This window comes from Burkholderia cepacia GG4 (assembly GCF_000292915.1).
In the GTDB taxonomy this organism is placed as follows: Bacteria; Pseudomonadota; Gammaproteobacteria; order Burkholderiales; family Burkholderiaceae; genus Burkholderia; species Burkholderia cepacia_D.
In genome coordinates, this window is sequence record NC_018513.1 from 695991 (window position 1) to 720822 (window position 24832).

At 65.6% G+C, this 24832-nt stretch carries 23 protein-coding genes and 1 tRNA gene; 6 read left to right on the forward strand and 18 right to left on the reverse strand.

Going from position 1 to position 24832, the window contains the following annotated elements; all coding sequences use genetic code 11:
- Positions 1-59: 59 nt before the first annotated feature.
- Both leuA and ybiB read right to left on the reverse strand, forming a co-directional pair.
- A complete protein-coding gene (leuA, locus tag GEM_RS03100; protein WP_014895994.1) occupies positions 60-1706 on the reverse strand; it encodes a 2-isopropylmalate synthase in 1647 nt (548 codons plus the stop codon).
- A gap of 391 nt (positions 1707-2097) precedes the next feature.
- On the reverse strand, positions 2098-3072 hold the full coding sequence (gene ybiB / locus GEM_RS03105) for a DNA-binding protein YbiB (RefSeq protein ID WP_014895995.1): 975 nt from the start codon (positions 3070-3072) through the stop codon (positions 2098-2100).
- 200 nt (positions 3073-3272) lie between these two features.
- On the opposite strand from ybiB, the gene maiA reads away from it, so the two are divergent.
- On the forward strand, positions 3273-3917 hold the full coding sequence (gene maiA, locus GEM_RS03110) for a maleylacetoacetate isomerase (protein ID WP_014895996.1): 645 nt from the start codon (positions 3273-3275) through the stop codon (positions 3915-3917).
- Between the two features lie 77 nt (positions 3918-3994).
- Here maiA and ftsY read toward each other — a convergent pair whose 3' ends face one another.
- Positions 3995-5149 (reverse strand): signal recognition particle-docking protein FtsY, encoded by a 1155-nt coding sequence (ftsY, locus tag GEM_RS03115; RefSeq protein ID WP_014895997.1) that lies wholly within the window; start codon positions 5147-5149, stop codon positions 3995-3997.
- A gap of 201 nt (positions 5150-5350) precedes the next feature.
- Between ftsY and rsmD the strand changes: the two genes are divergently transcribed.
- The 3 genes from rsmD (at position 5351) to GEM_RS03130 (ending at position 6901) form a co-directional block, all read left to right on the forward strand.
- Complete coding sequence (gene rsmD / locus GEM_RS03120; RefSeq protein WP_014895998.1) at positions 5351-5965, forward strand: 16S rRNA (guanine(966)-N(2))-methyltransferase RsmD; 615 nt, start codon at positions 5351-5353, stop codon at positions 5963-5965.
- A gap of 112 nt (positions 5966-6077) precedes the next feature.
- Entirely contained in the window at positions 6078-6575 is a 498-nt protein-coding gene (gene coaD, locus GEM_RS03125; protein WP_014895999.1) for a pantetheine-phosphate adenylyltransferase, read from the forward strand.
- 59 nt (positions 6576-6634) lie between these two features.
- Positions 6635-6901, forward strand: coding sequence for a YfhL family 4Fe-4S dicluster ferredoxin (locus GEM_RS03130; protein WP_014896000.1), 267 nt, complete (start codon positions 6635-6637; stop codon positions 6899-6901).
- 91 nt (positions 6902-6992) lie between these two features.
- On the opposite strand, the gene hisC is transcribed toward GEM_RS03130, so the two are convergent.
- The 9 genes from hisC to ltrA all read right to left on the reverse strand — a co-directional run bounded on the left by hisC (position 6993) and on the right by ltrA (position 15993).
- The gene (gene hisC / locus GEM_RS03135; protein ID WP_014896001.1) at positions 6993-8060 is read right to left on the reverse strand and encodes a histidinol-phosphate transaminase; all 1068 of its coding nucleotides are present in this window, start codon (positions 8058-8060) and stop codon (positions 6993-6995) included.
- Positions 8061-8189: 129 nt separating this feature from the next.
- The gene (pth, locus tag GEM_RS03140) at positions 8190-8789 is read right to left on the reverse strand and encodes an aminoacyl-tRNA hydrolase (protein ID WP_014896002.1); all 600 of its coding nucleotides are present in this window, start codon (positions 8787-8789) and stop codon (positions 8190-8192) included.
- Positions 8790-8910: 121 nt separating this feature from the next.
- Positions 8911-9516 carry a 50S ribosomal protein L25/general stress protein Ctc gene (locus tag GEM_RS03145; protein ID WP_014896003.1) on the reverse strand — a complete coding sequence of 202 codons (606 nt, stop codon included), beginning with the start codon at positions 9514-9516 and terminating at the stop codon, positions 8911-8913.
- 162 nt (positions 9517-9678) lie between these two features.
- Positions 9679-10641: a ribose-phosphate pyrophosphokinase gene (locus tag GEM_RS03150; protein ID WP_014896004.1), complete on the reverse strand. Its 963-nt coding sequence runs from the start codon at positions 10639-10641 to the stop codon at positions 9679-9681.
- A gap of 44 nt (positions 10642-10685) precedes the next feature.
- Positions 10686-10762 (reverse strand) — tRNA-Gln (locus GEM_RS03155).
- Positions 10763-10815: 53 nt separating this feature from the next.
- Entirely contained in the window at positions 10816-11697 is an 882-nt protein-coding gene (gene ispE, locus GEM_RS03160; protein ID WP_014896005.1) for a 4-(cytidine 5'-diphospho)-2-C-methyl-D-erythritol kinase, read from the reverse strand.
- A gap of 27 nt (positions 11698-11724) precedes the next feature.
- A complete protein-coding gene (gene lolB / locus GEM_RS03165) occupies positions 11725-12345 on the reverse strand; it encodes a lipoprotein insertase outer membrane protein LolB (protein ID WP_014896006.1) in 621 nt (206 codons plus the stop codon).
- Complete coding sequence (locus GEM_RS03170) at positions 12345-14168, reverse strand: tetratricopeptide repeat protein (RefSeq protein ID WP_014896007.1); 1824 nt, start codon at positions 14166-14168, stop codon at positions 12345-12347. The genes lolB and GEM_RS03170 overlap by 1 nt, the downstream gene beginning before the upstream one ends.
- A gap of 106 nt (positions 14169-14274) precedes the next feature.
- Complete coding sequence (ltrA, locus tag GEM_RS03175) at positions 14275-15993, reverse strand: group II intron reverse transcriptase/maturase (RefSeq protein ID WP_014896008.1); 1719 nt, start codon at positions 15991-15993, stop codon at positions 14275-14277.
- A 1132-nt stretch (positions 15994-17125) separates the two neighbouring features.
- On the opposite strand from ltrA, the gene mutM reads away from it, so the two are divergent.
- Positions 17126-17953, forward strand: coding sequence for a bifunctional DNA-formamidopyrimidine glycosylase/DNA-(apurinic or apyrimidinic site) lyase (mutM, locus tag GEM_RS03180; RefSeq protein ID WP_014896009.1), 828 nt, complete (start codon positions 17126-17128; stop codon positions 17951-17953).
- A gap of 37 nt (positions 17954-17990) precedes the next feature.
- Positions 17991-19097 carry an A/G-specific adenine glycosylase gene (gene mutY / locus GEM_RS03185; protein WP_014896010.1) on the forward strand — a complete coding sequence of 369 codons (1107 nt, stop codon included), beginning with the start codon at positions 17991-17993 and terminating at the stop codon, positions 19095-19097.
- A gap of 108 nt (positions 19098-19205) precedes the next feature.
- On the opposite strand, the gene GEM_RS03190 is transcribed toward mutY, so the two are convergent.
- The 6 genes from GEM_RS03190 to GEM_RS03215 form a co-directional block, all read right to left on the reverse strand.
- The gene (locus GEM_RS03190; RefSeq protein WP_014896011.1) at positions 19206-19841 is read right to left on the reverse strand and encodes an LON peptidase substrate-binding domain-containing protein; all 636 of its coding nucleotides are present in this window, start codon (positions 19839-19841) and stop codon (positions 19206-19208) included.
- A 26-nt stretch (positions 19842-19867) separates the two neighbouring features.
- Positions 19868-20776 (reverse strand): RNase adapter RapZ, encoded by a 909-nt coding sequence (gene rapZ / locus GEM_RS03195; protein ID WP_014896012.1) that lies wholly within the window; start codon positions 20774-20776, stop codon positions 19868-19870.
- Positions 20777-20854: 78 nt separating this feature from the next.
- Positions 20855-21823, reverse strand: coding sequence for an HPr(Ser) kinase/phosphatase (gene hprK / locus GEM_RS03200; protein ID WP_014896013.1), 969 nt, complete (start codon positions 21821-21823; stop codon positions 20855-20857).
- A 129-nt stretch (positions 21824-21952) separates the two neighbouring features.
- Positions 21953-22492, reverse strand: a complete 540-nt coding sequence (locus tag GEM_RS03205; protein WP_014896014.1) for a PTS sugar transporter subunit IIA — start codon at positions 22490-22492, stop codon at positions 21953-21955.
- Between the two features lie 168 nt (positions 22493-22660).
- Positions 22661-23020 carry a ribosome hibernation-promoting factor, HPF/YfiA family gene (gene hpf / locus GEM_RS03210; RefSeq protein WP_006477786.1) on the reverse strand — a complete coding sequence of 120 codons (360 nt, stop codon included), beginning with the start codon at positions 23018-23020 and terminating at the stop codon, positions 22661-22663.
- Positions 23021-23179: 159 nt separating this feature from the next.
- Complete coding sequence (locus GEM_RS03215; protein WP_014896015.1) at positions 23180-24685, reverse strand: RNA polymerase factor sigma-54; 1506 nt, start codon at positions 24683-24685, stop codon at positions 23180-23182.
- Between the last annotated feature and the right edge of the window lie 147 nt (positions 24686-24832).

Consider the following 24832-nt stretch of genomic DNA (forward strand, 5'->3'; position numbering starts at 1 on the left):
GCGCACGGGCGGTCACGCTCCGCTCGCTGACGTTCAAACCCTGAATCGAAGCCCGACGGTCAGGCCGCCGCGCGGCGGTCGGCGCAGTGCCAGGCCGAGCGGTTGATCGCGCTGACGACCGCGTCGAGCGCGGCGCTCGCCGTATCGGCGTGCAGCCCGACGCCATGCCGCAGCGGCGCATCGCCGACCCGGCAGCCGACCGATACCGCGATCCGTCCGTCCGTCGTGCGCGCGTGTTCGCACGACGCGACGTCGATCGTCGCGCCGGCCACCGTCGCGAAGGCTGCCGCCGCGCGTTGCACCGCGTCCTCGGGCGTCGCGTCGGCCGGCGGCGCACCGGTGATCTCGCGGTTCTGCCAGCGCGCGCCGTCGCCATGGCGCGTGGCCGGGCCGTCGGTCTCGAAGAATTCGCGGGCGAACAGCGCGCAGATCGCGTCGCCGGTCACTTCCTCGCCGGATGCGTCGGCGAGCGTCTGCACCGCGTGGCTGAATTCGATCTGCACGCGGCGCGTCGGCGTGAAGCCCATCCCGCGTTCGAGCAGGAACGTCGCGCCGCCCTTGCCGGACTGGCTGTTCACACGGATCACCGCGTCGTAGCTGCGGCCGAGGTCGGCCGGGTCGATCGGCAGGTACGGCACTTCCCACACCGCGTCGGGGCGCTGCTGTGCGAAGCCCTTGCGGATCGCGTCCTGGTGCGAGCCCGAGAATGCGGTGAACACGAGGTCGCCCGCGTACGGATGGCGCGGATGCACCGGAATCTGGTTGCAGCGCTCGACCACGCGGCGCACCGCGTCGATGTCGGAAAAGTCGAGGCCCGGGTCGATGCCCTGCGTATAAAGGTTCAGCGCGAGCGTGACGAGATCGACGTTGCCCGTACGCTCGCCGTTGCCGAACAGGCAGCCTTCGATGCGGTCGGCGCCCGCAAGCAGCGCGAGCTCGGCGGCCGCAACGGCGGTGCCGCGGTCGTTGTGCGGATGCACGGACAGCACGATGCTGTCGCGGTACGCGAGGTTGCGGTCCATCCACTCGATCTGGTCGGCGAACACGTTCGGGCTCGCCGCCTCGACGGTCGCCGGCAGGTTGACGATCATCTTGTGATCGCGGGTCGGCCGCCAGGCCTGCGCGACCGCGTCGCAGATCTCGCGCGCGAACGTCAACTCGGTCATGCTGAAGGTTTCCGGCGAGTACTGGTAGGTCCAGTGCGTGCCGGGGCGCGCGGCGGCGTGTTCCTTGATGAGTCGCGTGCCCTCGACCGCGAGCGCCTTCACGTCGTCCTTCGACATCCCGAACACGATGCGCCGGAACGACGGGCAGACCGCGTTGTACAGGTGCACGATCGCGCGCGGCACGCCGTCGAGCGCGTCGAAGGTGCGGGCGATCAGGTCTTCGCGCGACTGCACGAGCACTTCGATCGTCACGTCGTCGGGGATGCGCTGCTCGTCGATCAGCTTGCGGACGAAATCGAAGTCGGTTTGCGACGCCGACGGAAAACCGACTTCGATCTCCTTGAAACCGATCGCGACCAGCATCTCGAAGAACTCGAGCTTCTGTTCGATGCTCATCGGCTCGATCAGCGACTGGTTGCCGTCGCGCAGGTCGGTGCTCATCCAGACCGGCGCACGCTCGATGGTGCGGGTCGGCCAGCGGCGGCCATTGATGCGGACGGGCTCGAACGGACGGTACTTGTCTTGCGGATTGCGCTTCATCTTCTGGACCTCGGGTCTCAAGTCGCGAGCGAAGACGGGCGGCATGGGCGACGGTTGGCGCTGCCTCGCACCGTGGCGCCGGATCGCGCTGCGGATGCGGATGATCTTCGCGAATCGACCGACGGATAGACGGACGAATGCTGACGACTTCGGGTTGTAAAAACTGCGAGAAGGGTGCTGCGAGGAACTGCTGGGAGGGACCGTGCGGACAGCACACGGCGCTACGAAAGCCTTAGGCTAGTCGTAGCGATAGCGGCCGCGCTAGGCGGCCGGAGGTAATTCGGAGGGTGTTCGGAAAGGAACGCATGAGGGCAACTCTATGCCAGGATGCGTGCGCGTGTCAAATGGTCGGTGGAAAGACCGGCACTACAGGGGGCCGGCCAGGGGGCGATCACGGCGCGATCCGGGTGATCTGCACGATCGTCGCGACCTGCCGCGCGAGCGTGTCGGGCACCGGAATCTCGCCGCGCAGCACGGCGTCCGTCCACGTGGCCGTCGTCGCCGCGTCGCGCGATTCGGGCAGTTCGACGGGCGGCGCGTCGGTCGACGAGCGTTCGGGCTCGATCAGCGTATCGCACACACCGTCGTGCAGCCAGTCGACCTGCACCTGGCGCCGCGTATCGGCGACGGCCTCGCCTTCGGTGCCGCGCGCGAGCAGCGCGCCGCCGAGCGCGGCGTCCGGATGATCACGGAACAGCTGCGCGAGGCTGTCGCGGTACGGCGGATGCGTGTAGTTCACGAGCCGCAGGCCGGCCGGCGCGAACGGTTGCAGGATCTTCACGAGCGTGTGCGTCGAATTGCGCACGCCGAGCACACGGCGCAGCGACAGCAGGCGCGCGATGCACGGCGCCAGCGCGTCGATCGGTGCGAACGCGACGCGGCGCTCGGCGAGCGTGTCCTCGATCGCATCGTGCGACGTCGACGGCGCGATCGACAGCGCCGAGAAGATCTCCGCGCTGGTCACCCGGCCCGGATCGCGCTCGACGCCGTGCACGAGCACCGGCACGCCTTCGCGCGCGAGCAGCAGCGCGAGCAGCGGCACCAGGTTCGGCTGCTTGCGCGCGCCGTTGTAGCTCGGGATCGACACCGGGCGGAACGCGGCATCCTGCACGTGCACAGGCTCGAACGACGCCTGCGCGGCGGCGAGCATCGCGGCCAGCTCGTCGGCGCTTTCACCCTTCAGGCGATAGGCGATCAGGATCGCGCCGAGTTCGACGTCCGACACGCGCGCATCGAGCATCGCGCGATAGAGCTCGAACGTGTCTTCGGCGGACAGCGCGCGCGCGCCGTGCGGGCCGCGGCCGATTTCCTTGATGAAGCGGGCGCAAGGGAACGGCGAGGCTGCGGAGTCGTGGGGTGCGGTCATCGGGGCGTGGGGCGGGCGGCCCGCATCGGGCCGCGCGGTGAGCGGTAAGGAATGCCCCGAGTATCGCACGGGCGCGGCCCGCCCAAGCGCGCGGCTGCGCGCGTCGACGCTACGTGGCGCGCTAAACTCTGGTTCCCGGCGGTGCCGCGCGTGCGCGGCGTGCCCCGTTGCCGGCCGCATACGACTACGAGAGACATCCCATGAAGCTCTACAGCTATTTCCGCAGTTCCGCGTCGTACCGCGTGCGGATCGCCCTGAACCTGAAGCAGCTGCCGTACGACACCGTCCCCGTTCACATGCTGCGCGACGGCGGCGAGCAACTGAAGGACGCATACCGGGCAGTGAATCCGGATGCGGTCGTGCCGACGCTGGTCGACGGCGATGCGACGCTTCAGCAATCGCTCGCGATCATCGAATACCTCGAGGAAACGCATCCCGAACCCGCGCTGCTGCCGAAGCAGCCGGTCGACCGCGCGTATGTGCGGGCGATCGCGCTGCAGGTCGCGTGCGAGATCCATCCGCTCAACAACCTGCGCGTGCTGAAGTACCTGAAGCACACGCTGAAGGTGCCCGAGGACGCGAAGAACGAGTGGTACCGGCACTGGATCGAGGCGGGTTTCGCGTCGCTCGAGGCGCGCCTCGCGAACGATCCGCGCACCGGCAAGCTGTGCTTCGGCGACGCGCCGACGCTCGCCGATATCTGCATCGTGCCGCAAGTGTTCAACGCGAACCGTTTCTCGATCGACACGACGCGCTTCCCGACGATCCAGCGGATCGCCGACCATGCATCGACGCTCGACGCGTTCAAGGCCGCCGAACCCGGCGTGCAACCCGACGCGGAATGACGAAGCGGCCGCCGGATTCCGGCCGCGCATGAAAAAGGGCGCCCGAAGGCGCCCTGTGCGGTGCGGGCCGGCGGCGTTCAGCCGAGCAGCGCGTCCGCGAATTCCACGGCGCTGAACGGCTGCAGGTCCTCGACCTTCTCGCCGACGCCGATGAAGTAGACCGGCACCGGGCGCTGCCGCGCGATCGCGGCGAGAATCCCGCCCTTCGCGGTGCCGTCGAGCTTCGTGACGATCAGGCCCGTGAGACCGAGCGCATCGTCGAATGCCTTCACCTGCGTGAGCCCGTTCTGGCCCGTGTTCGCGTCGATCACGAGCAGCACCTCGTGAGGGGCGCCGTCGTGCGCCTTCGAGATCACGCGCTTCACCTTCTTCAGCTCTTCCATCAGGTGGAGCTGCGTCGGCAGGCGGCCGGCCGTGTCGGCCATCATCACGTCGATCTTGCGCGCGCGCGCGGCGCTGACCGCGTCGAAGATCACCGCGGCCGGGTCGCCGCTTTCCTGCTGCACGACCGTCACGTTGTTGCGCTCACCCCAGACCGCCAGCTGTTCGCGCGCGGCCGCGCGGAACGTGTCGCCCGCGGCCAGCAGCACCGACTGGTCGAAGCTCTGCAGATGCTTCGCAAGCTTGCCGATGCTGGTCGTCTTGCCCGCGCCGTTCACGCCCGTGATCATCATCACGAGCGGCTGCGCGCGGCCTAGCATCAGCGACTTCTCGAGCGGCGTCAGCAGTTCGACGAGCAGGTCGTGCAGCGCGTCCTTCACCTGCTGTGGGTCGGTCAGCCGGCCTGCGCGCACCTTCTCGCGCAGCGCGCCGAGCAGGTACTCGGTCGCGTCGACGCCGGCGTCCGACATCAGCAGCGCGGCTTCGAGCTCTTCATACAGATCCTCGTCGATCTTCGTGTTGACGAACACGCCGGTGATGCTTGAGCCCGTCTTCGCGAGCCCCGTTTTCAGGCGCGCGAGCCACGATTTCTTCGCGGATGCGTCCTGCGTCGGCGGCGGCACGATCTCGACCGCTTCGACGACTTCGTTGCTGCCGTCGTTGGTCGGCGTGACGGTCATCACGACGGCCGGCGCGGCCGGTTGCGCGGGCGCTCGCGGCGCTTCGATCGCCTGGCGCGCGGCGGGGGCGGGCGCGTCGGACGGCTCGTCCTGGAGCGGCGCGTCGGCCGATTGCGATTCCGCGGAGTCGGGCTCCTGCGTTTTCTTGAATCGTTTGAAGAAGCTGAACATGGTCTGACGTCGGGAAGAGGGCGGGTGCCGCCAGGGCGGAGCGCCGGAGGGGCCGTCGCGCGTGCGCCCGGCGGCCGAAACCGTGCATTTTATCAGTGCGGCGGGTCACTCGCGTCAGCCGGTGCCGCTGCTGTGGTAACGTGCGCCTGTTTGGCGGTGCGCCCTCGTGCGCGCCCGGTCCCTCCGTTGTCGATATTCCGTATGTCCCGTTCCTCTTCCGGCCGCCCGGCGGCCACCCCTGGCCGCGGCAAGCCGCACACGATCCGCATCATCGGCGGCGACTGGAAACGCACGCCGCTCGCCGTGCTCGATCTCGACGGCCTGCGGCCGACCCCCGATCGCGTGCGCGAGACGCTGTTCAACTGGCTCGGCCAGGATCTCGAAGGCCGGCGCTGCCTCGACCTGTTCGCGGGTACCGGCGCGCTCGGTTTCGAGGCCGCGTCGCGCGGCGCGACGAGCGTCGTGATGGTCGAGCGCCACCCGCGCGCGGCGCAGCAGCTGCGCGCAATCAAGGACAAGCTCGGCGCGCGCTCGGTCGAGGTCGCGGAAGCCGACGCGCTGCGGCTCGCAGCCGGGCTTACGCCCGGCGCGTTCGACGTCGTGTTCCTCGATCCGCCGTTCGGCGAGCCGGCCGTGCTCGATCGCTCGATCGCGCTGGCGGCGCCGCTCGTCGCGCAGGACGGCGCGCTGTACGTCGAGACGGGGGCGGAGCTCGACCCGGCCGCGCACGAAGCGCTCGCCGGCTGGCAGGTGGTGAAGCACGGCCAGGCCGGTGCAGTTCACTATCATTTGCTGCGGCGCGAAAATGATGAATAATGCGCGTTCCATACGAGGCGGCGCGCCGTAAAGGCGACGCATTGCCCATCTCGGCAGTGGCGTGCGCGTGGCACGGCTGCCCCCCCGTTTGCGTGATGACAGGAGGAGCGACATGGTAGTCGCCGTGTATCCCGGTACGTTCGATCCGCTGACGCGCGGGCACGAAGACCTCGTGCGGCGTGCGTCGAGTATTTTTGATACGCTGGTGGTCGGTGTGGCCGACAGCCGCGCGAAGAAGCCGTTCTTCTCGCTCGAAGAACGTCTGACGATTGCGAACGAGGTGCTCGGTCATTATCCGAACGTGAAGGTGATGAGTTTCACCGGCCTGCTGAAGGACTTCGTCCGCGTCAACAACGCGCGCGTGATCGTGCGCGGCCTGCGTGCCGTGTCCGATTTCGAATATGAGTTCCAGATGGCAGGGATGAACCGCTATCTGCTGCCTGACGTCGAGACGATGTTCATGACGCCGTCCGATCAGTACCAGTTCATCTCGGGGACGATCGTGCGCGAAATCGCGCAGTTGGGCGGCGATGTCAGCAAGTTCGTGTTTCCGTCCGTCGAGAAGTGGCTGACCGAGAAAGTCGCTGCGATGGGAGGCCCGGCCGCGTGACGCGGCGCCGGCCGGTTTCATCGCGAAGCCGGCCGTTGGCCTGAAGAAGTGAGATCAGTATGTCTTTGATGATTACCGACGAGTGCATCAATTGCGACGTGTGCGAGCCCGAGTGCCCGAACGGCGCGATTTCGATGGGCCCGGACATCTATGTGATCGACCCGAGCAAGTGCACCGAGTGCGTCGGCCATTTCGACGAACCGCAGTGCCAGCAGGTGTGTCCGGTCGAATGCATTCCGCGCGATCCGCAGCATGACGAATCGCACGCGCAATTGATGGAGAAGTACCACGCGCTGATCGCCGCGAAGGGCGACGACGCGCCGTGACCATGCGGTGACGCGCACGCCGGCGTTGCCGCGCACGTGTCACGTGTTCCGGCCGGCGCCGCCTGGCGCCGGATCCGCTTCCGCTTACGTTTTAGCCGAGCAAGTCGCGCAATGCAGCGACGAGCGCGTCGCATTCGGCGTCGGTGCCGACGGTGATGCGCAGGTGCTGGTCGATGCGCGGCGAGCGGAAGTGCCGCACGAAAATTTCCCGATCCTTCAGCTTGGCCGCGATCGCGCCCGCATCGTGCGCGGGATGGCGCGCGAACACGAAATTCGCGGCCGACGGCACGACGTCGAAGCCGAGTGCGGCGAGCCCGTGCGTGAGCCGCGCACGGCTGTCGATCACACGCCGGCAGGTCGCGCCGAAATAGTCGGTGTCTTCGTAGGCTGCCTGCGCGGCGACCTGCGCGAGCCGGTCGAGCGGATAGGAGTTGAAGCTGTCCTTCACGCGATTCAGCGCGTCGATCAATGCCGCATCGCCGAACGCGAAGCCGACGCGCATGCCCGCGAGCGAGCGCGCCTTCGAGGTCGTGTGCACGACGAGCAGGTTCGGATGGCGGTCGATCAACGTGATCGCGGACTGCGCGCCGAAATCGACATACGCCTCGTCGATCAGCACGACCGACGACGGATTCGCGGCTGCGATCCGTTCGATGTCCGCGAGCGGCAGCGCGCGCCCGGTCGGCGCATTCGGGTTCGGAAACAGCACGCCACCGGCGTCGTCGAGATAGTCGTCGACGCGGATCGAGAAGTCGTCCGCGAGCGGCACGACCGTGGTTTCCACGCCGTACAGGCGTGCGTAGGTCGGGTAGAAGCTATACGAGATGTCGGGAAAGCGCAGCGGCCGGTCGTGCTTGAGCAGCGCCTGGAACGCGTGCGCGAGCACCTCGTCGGAGCCGTTGCCGACGAAGACCTGCTCGGGCTTGATGCGGTGATGGGCCGCGACCGTCTCGCGTAGCGCGCGCGCGAGCGGGTCGGGATAGCGGCGCAGCGTGTCGCCGGTTTCGCCGAGTTCGCGTGCGATCGCCGCGACGACGCGCGGCGAAGGCGGATAGGGATTCTCGTTGGTGTTCAGCTTGACGGGGTGTGCGAGTGCGGGCTGTTCGCCCGGCACGTAAGGCACGAGTTGCTGAACGACGTCGCTCCAGTAACGGCTCACCGCTTGGCTCCTGACGGGCAAAACGACCAGATTACCGCATGTGGGCGTCGCGGTGCGCAATTGCGATGGCGGGAGATGCCGCCCGGCGCAGCCGGACAGCACGATGCACCATGCCGGTGCGGTGCGCGCTTAGTTGCGATGCAGTTGCATCGTCGCGCGGTCGAGTTCGCCCTTGACGACCATCGGCATCACGGCGAGCGCGCGTTCGATCGATACATCGATCACTTCCTGCTCTTCGCGGCGCGGCGGCTTCAGCACGAAGTTCGCGACGTCGGGCTTCGCGCCGGCGCGTGCACCCTCCGGAATCAGGTCGCGCGGATGGCCGATGCCGATCCGCAGGCGCCAGTACTGTTGCGACGACAGGTGTGCGGAGATGTCCTTCAGGCCGTTGTGGCCGCCGCTGCCGCCGCCGAGCTTCAGCTTGACGGTGCCGGGCGGCAGGTCGAGCTCGTCGTGTGCGACGAGGATCTGGTCCGGCAGGATCTTGAAGAAACTCGCGAGCGCGACGACCGACTGGCCGGAGCGGTTCATGTAGGTTTGCGGCTCGAGCAGGTGGACTTCCTCGCCGTGTAGGCGCGCTTTCGCATAGAAGCCGTGGAAGCGGCGCTCGTCGCGCAGCGTCGTGCCTGCTTCGCGGGCGAGCTGGTCGATCAGCCAGAAGCCGGCGTTGTGGCGCGTCGCGGTGTATTCCGCCCCGGGATTGCCGAGGCCGACGATCAGTTTGATCATGACGTTTCGTAGGCGGCAGCGGCCGCCTGGGCGCAGAAAAAGAAAAACCCGCCGGGCAAGCCGCGGCGGGTTGCGTCGACCGTTTCGTGAAACGGATCGAACGGGCGCGTGGGCAGCCCGCTTAGGCAGCCGGCGTTTCGCCTTCTGCTGCGTCCGACACGGCGCCAGCCGGGATCGTCGCCGATGCGACAACCGGGTTTTCCGCGTCGACGTGCGCGACCAGCGCGACGCCCTTCGGCAGCGCGATGTCCTTCGCGTGCAGCGATTGACCAGCTTCGAGCTTCGACAGGTCGACTTCGAGGAACTCCGGCAGGTCAGCCGGCAGGCACTCGATTTCGATTTCCGTCGCGACGTGCGAAACGATCGCGCTCGACAGCTTCACGGCCGGGCTGACTTCAGCGTTCAGGAAGTGCAGCGGTGCCTTCGTGTGCAGCTTCTTCTTCGCGTCAACGCGCTGGAAGTCCACGTGCAGCACCAGTTGCTTGAAGGGGTGGTATTGCACGTCGCGCAGCAGGACCTGTTGCGACTGGCCAGCCACTTCGAGGTCGAGGATCGACGAGTGGAAAGCTTCCTTCTTCAGGGCGTGCCACAGCGCGTTGTGGTCGAGTTCGATCTTTTGCGGGGCTGCTTCGCCACCATAAACGATACCCGTGGTCTTACCAGCGTTGCGCAGGCGGCGGCTCGCACCCGTACCTTGCTCTTGGCGCTCGAAAGCGACGACTTTCATGTAATTCTCCAATAGCTGCCCGCGACCAGGCAGTAAAACGGGGCCGGCGAAATGGCGGCCCCTGATGAAACGGACGGGGTTTCGTCTATCCCGTCCGATTGTGCAAAAAGCGAAGCGTTGCCGCTTCGCTTTCTGCGCATGCTTTGTCGTGTCGTGACGCGATCAGGATTCCGCGAACAGCGACATCACCGAGTCGCCGCGACGGATTCGCGAGAACGTTTCGGCCAGCAGGCTTGCGCTGGTCAGCGAGCGGATCTTCGAGCAGGACAGCGATTCGGCCGACAGCGGGATCGTGTCGGTGACGACCAGCTCGTCGAGTGACGATGCGGCGATACGCTCGGCGGCGCCACCGGACAGCACCGGGTGCGTCGCATACGCGAACACCTGCTTCGCACCGCGATCCTTCAGCACTTGCGCGGCCTTGCAGAGCGTGCCGGCCGTATCGACCATGTCGTCCATGATCACGCAGGTGCGGCCTTCGACTTCACCGATGATGTTCATCACTTCGGCGACGTTCGCCTTCGGGCGACGCTTGTCGATGATCGCGAGATCGCAGTTGAGCTGCTTGGCGAGTGCCCGGGCGCGCACCACGCCGCCGACGTCCGGCGACACGACGAGCAGATCCGAGTAGTTCTGCTTGCGCAGGTCACCCAGCAGGATCGGCGTTGCGTAGATGTTGTCGACCGGAATGTCGAAGAAGCCTTGAATCTGGTCGGCGTGCAGATCCATCGTGATGATCCGCTCGACGCCGGCGATTTCCAGCATGTTCGCGATGACCTTCGCCGAGATCGCGACACGCGCCGAGCGCGGGCGACGGTCCTGGCGGGCATAGCCGAAGTAGGGGATGGCTGCAGTGATCCGGCCGGCGGACGCACGCTTGAGCGCGTCGACCATGATCATCAGTTCCATCAGGTTGTCGTTCGTCGGCGCGCACGTGGATTGCAGGACGAAGACGTCCTTGCCGCGCACGTTTTCCTGGATCTCGACCTGGATCTCGCCGTCGGAGAAACGGCTGACCATTGCTTTGCCGAGGGGGATTCCAAGGATATTGACGACTTCCTGGGCGAGCGCGGGATTCGCGTTGCCAGTAAAGACCATCAAGCCATCATGGCTGTGGCTGCTCATCGTGCACCTGCTTCAGGCTTAGGCGGGAAATGCGGGAAAATTTTTGGCAGGGGAGGAAGGACTCGAACCCTCGCATGCCGGAATCAAAATCCGGTGCCTTGACCAACTTGGCGACTCCCCTACACTCAACTGATAACTTCACCGGACTTGTAGGCCATCCGGCAAAGCAAAACTTCATGACGCGAAAGTGAAGAGCGGATGCTCGTTCAAGCTCTCGGCAACTGCACCGTTCCAACCGGTGGGCAGCTTGGCTTTCGCCGCTTCTGCCTCGTGCTTGCTATGAAACGCCGCAAACACGCTTGCTCCGGAGCCGGTCATCCTCGCGGGGGTCACATCATACAACCATTTGACCACCTGCGCAACTTCCGCGTACTTACTTGTCACAACTTGCTGCATGTCGTTCCGGCCGAAGCTGTCTGGCCATCCCGCATCGCTGTTTTGCTGTGCAAGAAAGTCTGTAATTGTGACTCGCTTCGTATCTCTTGTCAACAACTTATCTGAAAAAATTTCAGCGGTTGGGACATGAACTCGCGGCGTTACAACCAAGAACCAGCGAGTCGGCAATTGTACCTCAGCTAATTCTTCTCCGATACCCTCTGCGAACGCATTTTTTCCAAAAACAAAAAACGGGACGTCTGCGCCGAGTTTCACCGCGAGCGATTGCAGTTCCGCACGCGGCAGGTCGAGTTGCCACAGGCGGTTCAGCGCGAGCAGCGTCGTCGCCGCGTCGGAGCTGCCGCCGCCGAGGCCCGCGCCCATCGGCAGGCACTTGTCGATCTCGATGTCGACGCCGGCTGCGGTACCGGTGTGCGTCTTCAGCAGGTTGGCCGCGCGCACGACGAGATCGCTTTCCTCGGGCACGCCCGGCACGTCGGTGACGCGTGCGACGCGACCGTCGTCGCGCAGCGTGAAGTGCAGCGTATCGCCCCAGTTCAGCAGCTGGAACACGCTCTGCAGATCGTGATAGCCGTTCGGGCGGCGGCCGGTGATGTGCAGGAACAGGTTGAGTTTCGCGGGCGCAAGGCAGTTGCGCAGCGAGCGGGTCGAATCGGTCATGCGTATGTCGGGGCTAGGTTCACGTGCTTACTGGTCGAGCACGAGCTTGATGTCGAGCGGCGGCGTCGCGCGCACGAGGTTGACGCGTTTGACGCCGGTGGCCGGTGCGTCCGCGTAGGCGAGGTAGTCGATCGTCCAGCCGTCCTGGCGGATCTGCTTGACGCGCGTGCCGTCGGCCGGGTCGCGCACGGTTTGCGCGGGTGTCGCCGGCGCGGGCGTCGGCAGCAGCCAGTAGCGCAGGCCGGCGAGCGGCAGCGCGAAGCCGAGCGTGTTCTGCATCAGCTCGCCGACGTCGGTCGCGTATTGCGGCTGGCGGTTCGGCAGCTCGAGCGAGGCAGCCTGCGGCGTCGATTTCACGACCGCGAGGGTCTGGCCGAGCGGGCTGCGCAGTTCGAGCGACACGTCGTCGCCGTGTTCCTGCCAGTCGAAGTTGCCGTACACGTTTTGCTGCCTGCCGAGGCGGTCGTTGTACTGCACCGCGAAGCGGCCGTGGTATTCATGCGTTGCGGCCGTTTGCAGCACGGCACCCGCCGGCGCATTTGCGGACGGCGGCGTGCTCGCGCAGCCGGCGAGCGCGAGCGCCGCGCCGGTCGCGGCCAGCGTGCGCAGCGCGCGGGAAGACCGGGAAAGCATCAGAAACATCTGCATCAGAGGCCGTTGATCTGGAGGCGCTTCAACGTCTGCACGAGCGTTTCGTTGTCCGGCTCGAGCTTCTGCGCGGCACGCCACGCGGAACGCGCGTCGTCCTGCGCGCCGCTTTTCCACAGCACTTCGCCGAGGTGCGCGCCGATCTCGGCGTTCGGCTGCAGTTCGTACGCGTGCTGCAGCACCTTCGCCGCACCGGCCGTGTCGCCCATCCGGTACTTCACCCAGCCGAGGCTGTCCATGATGTACGCGTCGTTCGGCGCGAGCGACAGTGCCTTGTCGATCAGCTTGCTGGCCTCGGGCAGGCGCTGGTTGCGATCGGCCAGCGAATAGCCGAGCGCGTTGTACGCCTGCGGGTTGTCGGGCTGTGTGCGGATCAGCTCGCGCAGCTGCTTTTCCATCGTCGTGTAGTGGCCGGTCTTCTCGGCCGCCATCGCGTAGTCGTAGCGCAGGTCGGGATCGTCCGGGAAGTCCTGGACCGCCTGCCCGAGCCGTGCCTCGGCTTCCGGATAGCGCTTCGCGGTGAACAGGATCGACGCATCGGTGCGCGCGACCACGGCTGCATCGCGCGGATCGCTGATCGGCAGGTCGTCGAGCACCTTGCGCGCCTCGTCGGTCTTGCCCTGTTTCTGCAGCAACTGCGCGCGGGTGATCTGCGCGGGGAGGTAGTGCTGGCTCGTCTGGTCGACCTTGTCGAGCCATTGCGACGCCTGCGCGTCGTTGCCCTGCTCGATCGAGATTTGCGCGAGGTAGATGTAGCCCTGGCCGACGTCGAGGTTCGGCTGCTTGACGCCGAGCTGCACGTACTGTTTCAGGTACGCGCTCGCGTCGTCGAGCTTCTTCTGCTGGATCTTGATCAGCGCGAGCGCCATCAGCGGTGTCGGATCCTTCGAGTCGAGCTTGCGCATCGTCTCGAACTGCTTCTGCGCGTCTTCGATGCGATCGTCGGCGAGATACAGCTGCGACAGCGCGAGCCGCGCGTCGCGCGACTTGGGATTCTGCTGAACATATTTCTCGAACGACGCGATGCCGGCCGCGCGTTCCGCGGGGCCCATCTGCGACAGCATCAGCGCCGCCGGCAGGTAGTCGGGGCGGATCTGCAGCGCCTGCTTCAGCGACTGCGCGGCACCGTCCTTGTCGTCGACCGCGAGCTGTTGCCGCGCGATCGCGAGCTGCGCCTCGGGACGGTTCATGTCGTTCTTCAGCATGTCCTTCAGCACCGCGAGGCCGCCGACGCGATCGGCGCCGCGCACCAGCAGCGCCTGCAGCGCGAGGATCGCGGGGCCGCGCGTCTCGCCGTTCGCGCGGGCCAGCTCGCGCGCGAGCATCGGCTGCGCGTCGGCCGGCTTGCCGGCGAGCACGAGCAACGCTGCATCGACTTGCGACGCGCGGTTCGAGTCGGGTGCGTACTGGAGCCACAGGTTGGCCGCGGACAGGGCGTCGGCCGGGCTTTGCGCGCCGAGCGCGATCTCGGTCGCACGCTGCGCCATGCGCGGATCGCGCGTGTCGCGGGCGAGCGCGAGGTAGGTCTGGTAGGCCGGCGCGGGCTGGTTGCGCTGGAGCGCGACCTCGGCAGCCAGTACCTGATAGACGATCTGGCTCGTCAGCGGGACGCCCGGGAGATTCTTTTGCTCGTCCGGCATCACGTGCTCGAACGCGCCCTGCGGCTCCGCGTCGTCCGATGCCGGATCCTGCGCGTGAGCCGGGAGGGCGGTGAGGGTCCAGGCGGCGAACAGCGCGGCGCCGAGCGCACGGCGGACCGGGAAGGCGCGCGCGCCGCGCTCGGCGGCGGGGCGCTTCAGAAGCAGCTTCGAGGGCAGGGTCATGGAAATCCGTTCGATGGAGGGTAGCCCCTTTCCCTTGCGGAAAAGGAGCCCCCTAAGAACCGTACGTGCGAGTTTCCCCGCATACGGCTCAAGCCTACATATACAGCTATTTCGAAGCCCGACCTGTAGGCCGGACCGGCTTCGCTACGTCAATGTTACCAGCGTGCACCTGTCGGTGGCAGTCAGGATGGAGCAGTACCCGGTTGGAGAGCGCGTTTGACCCGCCATTCATCCGATACACCAGATGATGATCGTGCCAGCCCGTTTCCTCCGTCAGGGCACATCCGCAGTGCGCACACAGCCCGCCCTGCGATGAATACAGCTGGAACCACGTCCTCAGATAGCCTCTGGATTGCTCCATGCGCTTCTGCCGCAGTTCTTCACCGTATTGCTCCATACTCAGATCAAAGGGGTTGTACTTTCCCTCGATCTTTTTATGTCGCCTGATTACCGTACCACCGAGGTGATACAGAGCAGACAACTCCTCGCTGCCGTCGTCATGCACTATGGGAGTGGCGAACACCCAATTCCGTTCACCGACTGTGTGGAAGTATTTCGTCCGCACCCATTCGGCGTTCTTGTTCGGATGCCGCCGCTTCGACCACCACCAGAGCCTCCGGAAAATCAGAGACCCCATGCGGCTGTACGCTTCCTTGGCTACCACGGGCTGATGGTATTGCGCCCAGCCACGCAGCATCGGGTTCAGCAGTTGGATCAGGCTCTCCTGCTTTGCCGTTTTGTTGCGACTGATCGTTTCCGCCACCTTGCGATAGAACGCTTGCGCGTTTTTCTTGCTTGGTTTGATGAGCAGTTTTCCCGAATACTTCCGGAAATTCCACCCTAGGAAATCGAAGCCGTCCTCGATGTGGGTGATCCGCGTTTTCTCCTCCGACAGTCGCAGACCTCGTACAGCAAGGAATGCTTCTACCCAAGGTTTGATCACTTCTTCCAGCACCTCTTTCGAGACACCAGTGATCACGAAGTCATCCGCGTACCGCACCACGTTCACTTTCAGCTTCCGGTTTTCCCGCGTCCGGAACTTTGCAGCCAGATACTTTTCCAGATCCCGTTCCAGCCCGTTCAGTGCAACGTTCGCCAAGGTCGGGGAAATGATGCCCCCCTGCGGCGTACCGGCCTCTGTTGCCTCATACCGGCCCCGATACAGCAGGCCGGACTTCAGCCATTTCCGGAGAATGCCCCTGTCCATCGGGACATTGGCAATCAGCCAGTCATGACTGATGTGGTCGAAGCATCCCTTGATGTCCGCCTCCAGCACCCATTGAGCCGAAGCCCGTTTGGACATGGTGACGAAAATCTGGGACATGGCGTCGGCCGTCGAGCGGTTTTGCCTGAACCCATACGAGTTCGGGTCGCTGATGGTTTCTGCCACGGGCTCGAGAGCCAGCAGATACAGGGCTTGCATCGCCCTGTCTCGCATGGTCGGAATACCCAGAGGGCGCTTCGTTCCATTGGCCTTCGGGATATAAACCCGCCGTAGTGGCAGGGGCCTATATCCGCGCCGCTTCAACCCGCCGGCTGCTGCCAGCCGGCTTGCAGGCGTTTCCCACAGTTCACGATCGACTCCCGCCGTTCGCGCGCCAGTGTTTTGCGTAACACGTCGTACCGCATACAGCTTCGCGGACAACGTGCGGGTCAGCATCCGTTGCAGAGTTTTCACCCTACGCCAGTCACTTTCCCGCGTCGCCTTCGCAATTCGAATCTGCATCCCCCTCACGTTCCGTTCGACCCGGCGCCAGTCAATGGCGTGCCAGTCGTCCGGAGCATGGGAAAGCGCAGACTCGTCCTTTCGGACAAGTTCTCTCATGCTGCTCTCCTTTCCGGTGATAGAAATTTCCCGGACGAGGAGTCGCATCTTTCCCCCGACGGGGAGCGATAGCGCCCCCCGTGGGGAAGGTTTCAGCGCGACACGTACAAGTCCGTGCCGCAACCAGTTACAAGGGTCCCACAGCCGTCTTGCGACGGTAGACCATGAGGAAGTCTGCCCGCTTTCGCGTGGAGTAATGTCTCAACTCCTATCCGTCCCATTACAGGACGACGTTCGCTTTTTCCTCGTTCCCATACCCGCACCCCCGTCAGATCCCCTTGCGGTTCACCTGCCAGCAAACTTCCGCTGGCGGAGATACGGGCTTACCACGTTCCCCAACTGCCACACGACTGGTTTAGGTCCCGCCTATTCCCCGATGGCCATACGACGGCGTGACCCGATAAAACAGCGGATCAACCGGCCACATACCTTTTTGGTTAGAGCCCAGCAGCGTTTGGCTCTTCAATCGTCACGGGGTTTATCAGCGATTCACGTGTGTTGACCATGCCAGCCAGCCTTGCACCTCGATCCCATGCTGCTAGAGATCTCCGAACGAACACCTCGCGGGGTCAGTCCGCCCTTACTGCGGGGGTTACTTTGTCAGAAGAGCTTTGAACCCCGCCGTTACCAGCGACGCACATCTTCCTAGGCTACATTTGGCCGTACAAACGGTTCCCTACCGCGATCGATCTGCGGTTGAACAATGGCCGTTGGAGTTTTCTTCATTGAGGCGGTGCATTCACGGATTTATTCGCGTGGCCGAGCACCATTCTCCCGAGAGGGATCGGTGGCCGGGATTGCGCTGTTGTAGTTCTTCGGCGCGTACTGCTGCTAACATCTCTGACATGCGAAATGTCGCAGAAATACAACGCTTTTCCGGTTCATGCGGGTGCCCGTGTGGTTCATTTGCAGCCGAACCGGCACGTATTTGGCACTTGGCAACTCAGGCAAAATTCCCCCGAAACATCCGGTCAGAATTGCCCGAGAGCCTTGTATTTACAACTATTGCCGGCTTGTTAAGAGTCCGGCTCCGCCTCTACACGAAGAGTGTCGTGTCGCACGTTTCAACCGATTGTAACGCGCTCGCTACAATACACGCACGATCGTGAATCCAGTCTCAGACCCGCCAAACATGCCAGAGTTGCCAGAAGTCGAAGTCACGCGCCGGGGCATCGAGCCCTTTGTCGCGGGCCGCCGCGTCGAGCGTGTCGACGTCCGTACCGCGATGCTGCGCTGGCCCGTGCCGGCGGGGCTCGCCGAGCAATTGTGCGCGCGCGAGGTGATCGCCGTCGAGCGGCGCGGCAAGTACCTGCTGTTCGAGGTCGACGCGGGCTGGTTCATCGTTCATCTCGGGATGACGGGCACGCTGCGCGTGCTGCCCGCGGCCGACGTGCCAGTCGCCGCGAAACACGATCACATCGACTGGATCTTCGACGAGTTCGTGCTGCGGTTCCGCGATCCGCGCCGTTTCGGCGCCGTACTGTGGCACCCGCGCGAAGCGGGTGACGTGCATGCGCATCCGCTGCTCGCAAGCCTCGGCGTCGAGCCGTTCTCGCCGGCCTTTACCGGCGCGCTGCTGCATGCGCGCACGCGCGGTCGCACGGTCTCGGTCAAGCAGGCGCTGCTCGCGGGCGACATGGTCGTCGGCGTCGGCAACATCTATGCGTCGGAGAGCCTGTTTCGCGCCGGCATCCGGCCGACGACCGCGGCCGGCAAGGTGTCGCTGCCGCGCTACGAGCGGCTCGCCGACGCGGTGCGCGCCACGCTCGCCGACGCGATCGAGCGCGGCGGCAGCACGCTGCGCGATTTTGTCGGCAGCAACGGCGAAAGCGGCTATTTCCAGCTCGACTGCTTCGTCTACGACCGTGCGGGTTTGCCTTGCCGCGTATGCGGCACGCCGATCCGGCAGATCGTGCAGGGCCAGCGCTCGACCTATTTCTGCCCGACCTGCCAGCGTTGAACCGCGCGTTGAAACCTTTTTCCACCGATTAGAACACTTGAAGCCGCCTCGCACCGCTCCCGCTCCGTTCCCCGTCACGCCGCTGCACCGCACCTTCGCCACGCGCCTGGTCGCCTGGCAGCGCGTGCACGGCCGCCACGACCTGCCGTGGCAGAACACCCGCGATCCGTACCGGATCTGGCTGTCGGAAATCATGTTGCAACAGACGCAGGTCTCGACCGTCGTCCCGTATTACGCACGCTTTCTCGAACGCTTCCCCGATGTCGCCGCGCTCGCGGCCGCGCCGGCCGACGACGTGATGGCGTTGTGGGCCGGCCTGGGCTACTACTCGCGCGCGCGCAACCTGCACCGCTGCGCGCAGGTCGTCGTCGCCGAACATGGCGGCGCATTTCCGTCGACGCCCGACGCGCTGGCCGAACTGCCGGGCATCGGCCGCTCGACGGCGGCGGCGATTGCATCGTTCGCATACGGTGCGCGCGCGACGATCCTCGACGGAAACGTGAAGCGCGTGCTCGCGCGGGTGTTCGGCGTCGAAGGTTTTCCGGGCGAGAAGCGTGTCGAGAACGACATGTGGGCGCTCGCCGAATCGCTGCTGCCGGACGCCGCGAACGCGGCCGACGTCAGCGCATATACGCAGGGGCTGATGGATCTCGGCGCGACGCTGTGCGTCCGCGGCAAACCGGACTGTGAGCGTTGCCCGTTTGCAGGCGACTGCGTTGCGCAATCGACGGGCCGGCAGCGCGAACTGCCGGCCGCGCGACCGAAGAAGGCGGTGCCGACGCGCAAGACCTGGATGCTCGTGCTGCGCGACGGCGACGCCGTGCTGCTCGAGCGGCGCCCTCCGGCCGGCATCTGGGGCGGCCTGTGGTGCCTGCCGCAGGCCGACGGCGATGCCGCGCTGGCGGAACTCGCACACGGCTTCGGCGGCGATGTCCCGGTGCCGCTCGCGGCATTTACGCACACGTTCACGCATTTCCGGCTCGAGATCGAGCCGCGGCTGAGTGACATGACGAACGGCGGGCCAGCGCTCGCGCACGCGCAGGATGCCGAGACGGCGTGGGTGCCGCTGAGCGGGCTCGATGCGTACGGCGTGCCGGCGCCCGTGCGCAAGCTGCTCGATGCGCTGAGCGGGCCGCTGCTGTAACGAAAGGGGAAGGGCACGCGCTCAGGAAAGCGCCTGGCTACCGGCGGGTTTTCCGTCTCGCGGGAAGTCCGGTCGGGAGCCGGTGTGAAGCGACAGGCGCGGCCGCGCTTACAGCCACCCGTGCCGGTCGAGCACGTGGTGAACGGCGTCGATGCGCGCGCCGACGTCCGGAAACTCCATCAGCTTCTGCCGCGCGCGCAGGTCGAGCGGCAGCAGTTCCGCGAGGCGGTTCGCTACCCAGCTCGGATCGTCGAGGCGGAACGGTTCGCCGAACGGCAGCTTGCCCTGTTCCGATTTCTTCAGCGCTTCGATGATGCGCTCGAGCACCTCCGCGCACGAGCCGAATTGCGCGAGCGCCTGCTCGCCTTCGAGCGGGATATCGTCGGGCAGCGGCTCCGCGATGCCGACCAGCAGCCCGTTGCCTTCGACGCGATACGACAGCAGCTCGAAACGCTGCGTGCCGACTGCCTGCAGGTACAGCATCCCGAAGTCGCCGGTATCGCACTCGGTGATGCGCGCCATGCAGCCAATGGTCTCCGGCACCGACACGGCACCGTCCTGCGCGACTTCGGGGCCGCTCTTCAGCAGGCACACGCCGAACGGCGCGTCGTCGCGCAGGCAGGCGCGACACATGTCGAGATAGCGCGCCTCGAACACCTTGAGCGGCAGCCAGCCACCGGGGAACAGCACCGTGTGCAGCGGAAACAGCGGCAGGTCGATCAGGGTGGTCGATAGAGTGGACATGGCGCGTCGGTGAGAGGGCGGTGTCGCTAAGGTCGGGCGACCTCGGTGACGAGCCGCGACGACGCGTCGACATCCACGGGCGCGTCACGATGCCGCACGATCACGTTCGCATCGTGCGCGAGGCGCGCGGCGAGCGTTTCCGCGATGAACACCGAGCGATGCTGGCCGCCCGTGCAGCCGATGGCGACGGTCAGGTAGCTGCGGTTGTCTTCGCGAAAGTGCGGCAGCCATTTCATCAGGAACGCATGGATGTCGTCGATCATCTGGTGGACGATCGGCAGTGCGTCGAGAAAGGCGATGACCGGCTGGTCGAGCCCGGTGAGCGGGCGCAACTCATGGTCGTAGTACGGATTCGGCAGCGCGCGCACGTCGAACATCAGGTCGGCGTCGAGCGGCACGCCGCGCTTGAAGCCGAACGATTCGAACATCACCATCAGGTCGTTGTTCTTCTGCTCGATGAAGCGCTTGACCCACGTGCGCAGCGCGTTCGCGCGCAGCGTGCTGGTATCGATCTGGTGGCCGAATTCGGCGAGCGGCGCGACGAGCTCGCGCTCGCGTTCGATCGCTTCCTCGAGCGACGACAGCAGCCCGACGTTCGCGTCGTGCGACGGCGAGCCGGACAGCGGGTGGCGCCGGCGCGTTTCGGAGAAGCGCTGGATCAGCGCCTGCGTGCTCGCGTTGAGGAACAGCACGCGAACGTCGTGCTTGAGCGACAGGGCGCGGATCAGGCCGGGCATTTCGTCGAGCGATGCGCTGGAGCGCGCATCGATCGCAACCGCGAGCCGATGTTGGCCGCCCTCGGCGAGGTAGCGGGCGAGTTCGGGGAGCACATGCGGCGGCAGGTTGTCGACGCAGTAATAGCCTGCGTCTTCAAGCGCGTTCAGCGCGACGGACTTGCCTGAGCCGGAGATGCCGGTGATGAGGACGATGCGCATGGGAAGCAGAGAATCCGGACATTTCATCATAGCACCGGCTCGACGCGTCGTCGGCGCTGCGCGGCCGGCGCGGCGGAGTTACACGAGTTTGCCGGGGAACTGACTGTCGGGATCCTGCATGGCGAGTCGTTGCCGATCCATGAAGTCGCGCAACGTGTCGATTCCGCGCAACTGCAGGATCGTGTTGCGCACGGCCGCCTCGACGAGCACCGCGAGGTTGCGGCCGGCCGCCACCTGGATCGTGACCTTGCTGATCGGCAAGCCGAGCACGTCGACGGTCTGGCTTTCCAGCGGCAGCCGCTGGAATTCGCCGTCCGGCCGACGCACCAGCTGGACGATCAGCTTCAGCTTCATTTTCCGGCGCACGGCGGTTTCACCGAAGATCGTCTTGATGTCGAGCAGGCCGAGGCCGCGCACTTCGAGCAGGTTCTGCAGCAGCGGCGGGCAGCGGCCTTCGACGAAATCGGGGCCAAGTCGGACGAAGTCGACCGCGTCGTCGGCGACGAGGCCGTGGCCGCGGCTGATGAGTTCGAGGCCGAGTTCGCTCTTGCCGAGCCCGGAGTCGCCGGTGAGCAGCACGCCCATCCCGAGGATGTCGAGGAACACGCCGTGCAGCGTCGCGCGCGGCGCGAGGATGCGCGACATGTAGAGTCGCAGGCTGTCGATCACCGCGGCGGCCGACATCGGCGTCGTGAACAGCGGCGTGGACGAGCGCGTGCAGCGCAGTACGAGTTCGGGCGGTGCGGCGGCGCCGCCGGCGACGACGAGGAACGGCGGCTCGAGCGCGATCAGTTCGGCCATGTGGCGCGAGCGGTCTTCGTCGGTCTGCCGCTGGTAGTAGTCGATTTCGGCTTCGCCGAGCACCTGGATCCGGTTCGGGTGGATCAGGTTCAGGTGGCCGACGAGGTCGGCGCTGGACGTCGCATTGCCGACGGTGTCGGCCGAAAAGCCGCGCTCCCAGCCTTCATGCCCCGTCAGCCAGCTCAGCTTCAGCATGGCTGCGTTGTCGTCGAAGATGCTCTGGGCGTTGATGCTGGACGTATCCATGACTCTCGTCACTCCAATGAGCCGGTGCATGCGCGCGGCGACGGGCGTCGCCATGCCGGACCGGCGCCGGGCAGCCCGGGACGGCGGCGCGTGCCGCCTCGTTCGGGAAAATATTCCGCCCGGATCAACTCAAGGTTGCCACTGAGTGAGCAGGTGATGCAACTCGGCGATATCCGTTTCGTTGTGCAGACGCTCACGCGCGTCGCGGTCGGACAGCAGTTGCGCGATTTCCGACAGGATCTCGAGGTGTTGCTGGGTGGCTTGCTCGGGCACGAGCAGGAAAATCAGGAGGCCGACCGGCTGGCCGTCGGGCGCTTCGAACGGGATCGCGTCGGCGAGCCGCACGAACGCGGCGAGCGGGTGCTTGAGCCCCTTGATGCGCCCGTGCGGAATCGCGACGCCTTCGCCGAGCCCGGTCGAGCCGAGGCGCTCGCGCGCGAACAGGTTGTCCGTGACGGTGCTGCGGGCGATGCCGTTCTGATTCTCGAAGATCAGCCCGGCTTGTTCGAAGACGCGTTTCTTGCTGGTGACGGAGAGGTCGATGACGACGTTCTCTATGGGCAGGATTTTGGCTAGGCGATTCATGTTGGCAGGCGATTGGGCGGCCTGGGGTCTCCTTGCTGCGGCAGACTGATCTTCCATGTTCGGCGATATCAAGGCGTTCGGCATCGGCACCCTCAAGGCAGCTACCGCACCCAACGCCCCCCGGCGATAACCGGAACATTATAGAGCACAGCCGCGCGCGTGGCGCGGGATGGACGGACCGGTCGCACCGCTGCCGCGGAGTCACAAAAAAAACGCCCGGCGAACCGGGCGGCGTGCGTGTTGCGGTGACCGTTATTGCGGCGGCAGTTCGATCTGGTCGATCGACGGCTGAAGCTTGATCGGGTCGTGCGCATGCGTCTGCAGACGCTCCATGTGCTTGACGACCTGGCGATCCAGCTTGTCGATCAGCAGATCGATCGCTGCGTAGAGGTTGCCGTTCGCGCTTTCGACGAAGATGTCCTTGCCCTTCAGGTGCAGGTTGATTTCCGCGCGCTGCTGCTTGTCCTTTTCTTTGTGGTTGTCGACCGAGAGGATCACAGTGCCATCGATTACCTGATCGCTATGGCGTAGCACCCGGTCCAGCTTGGTGATCACGTATTCGCGAATTGCAGGCGTGACTTCGAGATGATGTCCACTGATCTTCAGGTTCATAGTGCTTCTCCAAGCGAGTGACCACCCGGCCGCATCGAGGCGGCGCTCCGGTCGACTTGCCCCAGCCGCACGAGGCGGCCGAATTGCGGACAGGTCGCCCGGCCTGTTCCCCGTATGCGCGGTGGCCGGAACACGCCTGCCGCCGGGCAGGCAGCAGGCTTAAAGAGACTTGCGCAGATTCACTGCCGGGATCTTGAGGGCTTCGCGATACTTGGCAACCGTGCGGCGCGCAACCACGAATCCCTGTTCTGCCAGCAGCTCGGCAATGCGGCTGTCCGAAAGTGGCGATTTTGGGTCTTCAGCTCCTATCAGTTGCTTGATCAGGGCTCGGATGGCGGTCGACGATGCGGCGCCTCCGGTGTCGGTCGAAACGTGTGATCCGAAGAAGTACTTAAATTCAAGCGTCCCGAACGGGGTCAGCATGTACTTGCCAGTTGTCACACGGCTGACAGTTGACTCGTGTAGGCCCAGCGTATCAGCTATTTCCCGCAAAACCAAGGGGCGCATGGCAATTTCACCGTGCGCAAAGAAATTCTTCTGACGTTCGACAATAGCCTGCGCGACGCGCAGGATCGTGTCGAATCGCTGCTGGATGTTCTTGATCAGCCAGCGTGCTTCCTGGAGCTGCTGTTTCAACGATCCGGCCGCCGGATCGCCGCGGCTGTTGCGCAGGATGTTCGCGTACAGGTTGTTGATCCGCAGGCGCGGCATGACTTCCGGATTGAGTTCCGCGAGCCAGCCCTGGCCGGCTTTCTTCACGATGATGTCGGGCACGACGTAGTCGGCCTCGGCCTTGCCGTAGGCGGCGCCGGGGAACGGCTCCAGCGAGCGGATCAGCGCATGCGCGTCGCGCAGCGCGTCGTCGCTCGCCTTCAGCTGCTTGCGCAGCCGCGTGAAGTCCCGCGCGGCGAGCAGTTCGAGATGCTGCGACACGATCTCGAGCGCGAGCGTGCGGGTGGGGGACGGATCGAGGCGCAGCAACTGCAGCTTCAGGCATTCGGATGCCGAGCGGGCCCCGACCCCGGCCGGATCGAAACTGTGCAGCAGCGCGAGCGCCGCGTTCATCTCGTCGCAGTCGATTTCCAGTTCCGACGGCAAATCGGCGAGCACTTCGTCGAGCGTGGCGGTCAGGTAGCCGTCGTCGTCGAGCGATTCGATCAGGAACATCACGAGCGCGCGATCGCGCGGGCTGGCCTGCGTGACGCGCAGTTGCGCGGACAGGTGGTCGCGCAGCGACGTCGCGGCTTCCTGCACCTGCAGCGGCGGGAGGTCGTCGTCGTCCGACGCGCCGCTCGAGCGGCCAAATTCGTCGAGATTCCACTGCGGGCCGTCGCCGGCGTCGCTCGATGCGTATCCGTCGTATTCGTCGGCGGCAGCCGGTTCGTCGCGCTCGGCGCGATCGCTCGACTGGCTGCTGCTGTTCCCGACGGACGATTCGGTGCTCTGTGCGGGAGGCGTCTGCGCGATCAGCGATCCGTCCGCCGCGACACGCAGCGGACTCGCGATCCATTCGTCGTCGTTCTCGAGCAGCGGATTCTGCGCGATGGCCATCGCGACTTCCTGCTGCAGTTCGAGCGTCGACAACTGCAGAAGCCGGATCGACTGCTGCAGTTGCGGCGTCAGCGCCAAGTGTTGCGACAGGCGGAGTTGAAGGCTGGCTTTCATGGCAGAGAGGGAGTCATACCGGCAGTTTGCCACGACCCAGGCGCCTTGAGCCATCCGCGATTACGCGCGGCGCGCCGCTCGGCCGCAGGCATGGCCGCAAAGCGGGGAGCGGCCCCGCGCGGCGACGCCGGGCGGGGTGCAGCCAGC

Excerpts from the sequence above, each read along its gene's own strand:
- leuA (WP_014895994.1), bottom strand. The coding sequence starts at position 1,706 with ATGAAGCGCAATCCGCAAGACAAGTACCGTCCGTTCGAGCCCGTCCGC.
- ybiB (WP_014895995.1), bottom strand. The coding sequence starts at position 3,072 with ATGACCGCACCCCACGACTCCGCAGCCTCGCCGTTCCCTTGCGCCCGC.
- maiA (WP_014895996.1), top strand. The coding sequence starts at position 3,273 with ATGAAGCTCTACAGCTATTTCCGCAGTTCCGCGTCGTACCGCGTGCGG.
- ftsY (WP_014895997.1), bottom strand. The coding sequence starts at position 5,149 with ATGTTCAGCTTCTTCAAACGATTCAAGAAAACGCAGGAGCCCGACTCC.
- rsmD (WP_014895998.1), top strand. The coding sequence starts at position 5,351 with ATGTCCCGTTCCTCTTCCGGCCGCCCGGCGGCCACCCCTGGCCGCGGC.
- coaD (WP_014895999.1), top strand. The coding sequence starts at position 6,078 with ATGGTAGTCGCCGTGTATCCCGGTACGTTCGATCCGCTGACGCGCGGG.
- GEM_RS03130 (WP_014896000.1), top strand. The coding sequence starts at position 6,635 with ATGTCTTTGATGATTACCGACGAGTGCATCAATTGCGACGTGTGCGAG.
- pth (WP_014896002.1), bottom strand. The coding sequence starts at position 8,789 with ATGATCAAACTGATCGTCGGCCTCGGCAATCCCGGGGCGGAATACACC.
- GEM_RS03145 (WP_014896003.1), bottom strand. The coding sequence starts at position 9,516 with ATGAAAGTCGTCGCTTTCGAGCGCCAAGAGCAAGGTACGGGTGCGAGC.
- GEM_RS03150 (WP_014896004.1), bottom strand. The coding sequence starts at position 10,641 with ATGAGCAGCCACAGCCATGATGGCTTGATGGTCTTTACTGGCAACGCG.
- ispE (WP_014896005.1), bottom strand. The coding sequence starts at position 11,697 with ATGACCGATTCGACCCGCTCGCTGCGCAACTGCCTTGCGCCCGCGAAA.
- lolB (WP_014896006.1), bottom strand. The coding sequence starts at position 12,345 with ATGCAGATGTTTCTGATGCTTTCCCGGTCTTCCCGCGCGCTGCGCACG.
- GEM_RS03170 (WP_014896007.1), bottom strand. The coding sequence starts at position 14,168 with ATGACCCTGCCCTCGAAGCTGCTTCTGAAGCGCCCCGCCGCCGAGCGC.
- ltrA (WP_014896008.1), bottom strand. The coding sequence starts at position 15,993 with ATGAGAGAACTTGTCCGAAAGGACGAGTCTGCGCTTTCCCATGCTCCG.
- mutM (WP_014896009.1), top strand. The coding sequence starts at position 17,126 with ATGCCAGAGTTGCCAGAAGTCGAAGTCACGCGCCGGGGCATCGAGCCC.
- GEM_RS03190 (WP_014896011.1), bottom strand. The coding sequence starts at position 19,841 with ATGTCCACTCTATCGACCACCCTGATCGACCTGCCGCTGTTTCCGCTG.
- rapZ (WP_014896012.1), bottom strand. The coding sequence starts at position 20,776 with ATGCGCATCGTCCTCATCACCGGCATCTCCGGCTCAGGCAAGTCCGTC.
- hprK (WP_014896013.1), bottom strand. The coding sequence starts at position 21,823 with ATGGATACGTCCAGCATCAACGCCCAGAGCATCTTCGACGACAACGCA.
- GEM_RS03205 (WP_014896014.1), bottom strand. The coding sequence starts at position 22,492 with ATGCCGAACGCCTTGATATCGCCGAACATGGAAGATCAGTCTGCCGCA.
- hpf (WP_006477786.1), bottom strand. The coding sequence starts at position 23,020 with ATGAACCTGAAGATCAGTGGACATCATCTCGAAGTCACGCCTGCAATT.
- GEM_RS03215 (WP_014896015.1), bottom strand. The coding sequence starts at position 24,685 with ATGAAAGCCAGCCTTCAACTCCGCCTGTCGCAACACTTGGCGCTGACG.